The sequence below is a fragment of the Cobetia sp. genome, assembly GCF_983723665.1.
In genome coordinates this window covers 1-2,770 of sequence record NZ_CFDJES010000141.1, presented here as the reverse complement: position 1 = coordinate 2,770, position 2,770 = coordinate 1, and the positions used below count along the sequence as shown (strand labels likewise).

4 protein-coding genes are annotated in these 2,770 nt (G+C 60.3%); 3 read left to right on the top strand and 1 reads right to left on the bottom strand.

Features of this window, described 5'->3' with window-relative positions; genetic code table 11:
* Positions 1 to 101 precede the first annotated feature (101 nt).
* Positions 102 to 413 carry a putative quinol monooxygenase gene (locus AC4FAH_RS12290; RefSeq protein WP_043332154.1) on the top strand — a complete coding sequence of 104 codons (312 nt, stop codon included), beginning with the start codon at positions 102 to 104 and terminating at the stop codon, positions 411 to 413.
* A gap of 106 nt (positions 414 to 519) precedes the next feature.
* Here the strand turns inward: AC4FAH_RS12290 and AC4FAH_RS12285 are convergent, their stop codons facing one another.
* Positions 520 to 1,728 carry a glutamate carboxypeptidase gene (locus tag AC4FAH_RS12285; RefSeq protein WP_286988083.1) on the bottom strand — a complete coding sequence of 403 codons (1,209 nt, stop codon included), beginning with the start codon at positions 1,726 to 1,728 and terminating at the stop codon, positions 520 to 522.
* 288 nt (positions 1,729 to 2,016) lie between these two features.
* Between AC4FAH_RS12285 and AC4FAH_RS12280 the strand changes: the two genes are divergently transcribed.
* A complete protein-coding gene (locus tag AC4FAH_RS12280) occupies positions 2,017 to 2,478 on the top strand; it encodes a LexA family protein (RefSeq protein ID WP_043332158.1) in 462 nt (153 codons plus the stop codon).
* 8 nt (positions 2,479 to 2,486) lie between these two features.
* The coding region (locus AC4FAH_RS12275) for a Y-family DNA polymerase (RefSeq protein WP_474373666.1) at positions 2,487 to 2,770 on the top strand (284 nt) is incomplete at its 3' end.

Genomic DNA, 2,770 nt, shown 5'->3' with positions numbered 1-2,770 from the left:
CCTGCCCCTTGCAGTGGCCAGAAACGGCTCCACATAGTCAGGACATCTCATCACGAGAATCCCGACAACATCGGCGGTCAGCACCGTCACAAGGAGCCAAGATGATCTGGGTAATCGCCACCGTTACCGCCAAGGAAGGCCACGTTCAGGATGTCTTCAATGAACTCTGCGCCGTCGCGCCCACCGTGCGCGAGGAAGATGGCTGCCACGCCTACCACCCGTGCCTGGACTCCGAACGCGCCGCCGACAAGGACAACGACCCACGCCCCGACACCATCACCGTGGTGGAAGCCTGGGAATCCCACGATGCGCTGCAGGCCCACCGTGAGACCGAACATATGCAGCGCTTCCGCGACAACGCCGGTGACTGGATCGCCGATGGCGATATCCGCATCCTGAGCCCGGCGGGCTGACAGAAAAGCATGGGGAAAGACCCAAAAAGCCCGGCCTCCTGGAGGCCGGGCTTTTTATCGGGCTTGCCGTCATGACGGCATATCATTTACCGCTGCAACCCCGGTTTCACTCCTGCGGCTGATCCTCGGACAACTGCATGATCATGCGTGTTGTCAGGTAAAGGCGTGGCACGACGCTATCGACCAGCACGAACTCCTGATCGCTGTGGTAGCCGCCGCCGACGAGCCCCAGGGATTCGAGCACTGCCGGTTTATCGGAATCTGCATGATAGGCGTAGGCCGCATCGGTGCCGCCACCGATCTCGACCGCTTGCAGTGTCTGCCCCAACTCCTGATAGATCTTCTGGGCCTGCTCGGCCAGCTGCTGGCTCTGCGGATTGTCAGGCAGCGGCGGACGCCCCTTCTCGAGGTGAAACTCCACTTCGGTATCATCGATCAACTGGTTCTTCGTGATGGCCTGCGCTTCTTCCAGGACACGCTGATACTCGCTGCTATCGAAGTAGCGCATATCACCCTCCGCCCTGGCATGCTCCGGAATCACGTTGCGTTTGACGCCGCCCTCGACGATCGTCCAGTTGAGCGTCGTCTCCTTGTCCGCATCATCAAGCTCATTCAACTGCAGCAGCTGATGAGACAATTCCATGATGGCGTTGCGCCCTTCCTCTGGTGCGCCACCGGCATGGGAGGCACGGCCCTTCACCTCGAGAAACGCATAGTTGATGCCCTTGGTGACGACGGTGACGGCATCGACTCCCGGGTCAGCGAAGGTAGGCTCGAATACCAGCACGGCATCCTGATCTGCCGACAGCTCATGAATCAGGTCATGCGAGCCCGGCGAGCCTTTCTCCTCATCAGGATTGAAGACAACCGTCACCTGGCCATAGTCATCAAACCCGAGCGACTCCAGCGCCTCGAGACTGTGCAGAATAACGGCTGCGCCACCCTTGGCATCGCCCACGCCCGGGCCATAGGCACGCCCATCCTTGATACGGAAGGCACGCTCCGTGGCGGCGCCTTCATCGAAGACGGTGTCGTAGTGAATCATCAACATGATCTTGCGACTGCCATTCCCCTGCAGGCGACCGACAATCGTATTGCCGCCATAGGTCTTGGCAGGGTGCGTTTCCACCTGTGCGCCAAGCGCTTCGAGATGCTGGGTCAGCATTGCCTCAACGTCATTCAAGCCTTCACGGTAGCCCGTTCCCGAATCCACGTTGACCAGTGTTTCCAGCGTCTCCAGCAGAGGCGCTCGCTGTTGCTCGACGGCATCCTGAACATCCTGATAGTCCGCCGCTTGCGCACCGGCACTGCACATACCGCATGCCAAACCCACCGCCAACATCGGAAGCCGCATTTTCCACCTCTAATATTGTTATATAAGGAATAACGAAGGTAAGGCGGATATCAGGCAAATGCAAACGCGAGGCCTACCGGGAAATTTTTTCCGCTAGCAGCTTTACCTGCCGTCCACCATTGAACACAGGTGCACCTCATCTGATCTGCGTCTCGTGAATGTGCAGCACTCGCAGGGATTATCAGTTGCCTGAGGGCTTCTCAGCGCCGATACTGTATATGAATACAGTATCGAAAGGAGACCCCACCCATGACCGTATCTGCCGCTCAACCGTCCCACGCCTCGCTGGCTCGCCCTCATCCAGCGCCGGAGCCCTGTGCGCTGCCGCACCCTCACATCACGGGGCGCGCTGGCATTTCCGGCTTCCCCTCGCCGGCCGAGGATTACGCGGGGCGCACGCTGGACCTCAACGAGCGGCTGATCAAGCGCCCGGCAGCGACCTTCTTCATGACGGTGGCGGGTGACAGCATGGAAGGCTTCGGCATCTATGAGGGCGACACCCTGGTGGTAGACCGCTCCATCGATGCCCGTCCCGGGCATATCGTGGTGGCACTGGTCGAGGGTGAGGTGGTGGTCAAGCGTTATGAGCTGATCGGTCAGCGCCCCTATCTGAGCTCCGGCAATGCCCTGTATCCACCGGTCGCGATCTTCGACCTCGAATGCCAGGTCTGGGGGGTGGTGCGCTCCGTCATCCACGAATACGCGGTATGAATACGCCGATGATCGGACTGGTCGACTGCAACAACTTCTACGCCAGCTGCGAGCGAGTGTTCGATCCGCGTCTGGAGGGCCGCCCTGTCGGCGTGATGTCCAACAATGACGGCTGCGTGATCGCGCGTTCCAACGAACTCAAGGCGCTGGGCGTGGAGATGGGCACCCCCGCCTTCCAGCTACAGCCACTCGTCCGTGAGGGGCGCATCCACCTGCTCTCCTCCAACTACGAGCTGTATGGCGACATGTCGGCGCGCGTGCGTGAGGTGCTGGAGGAATATTCCGCCGGGGT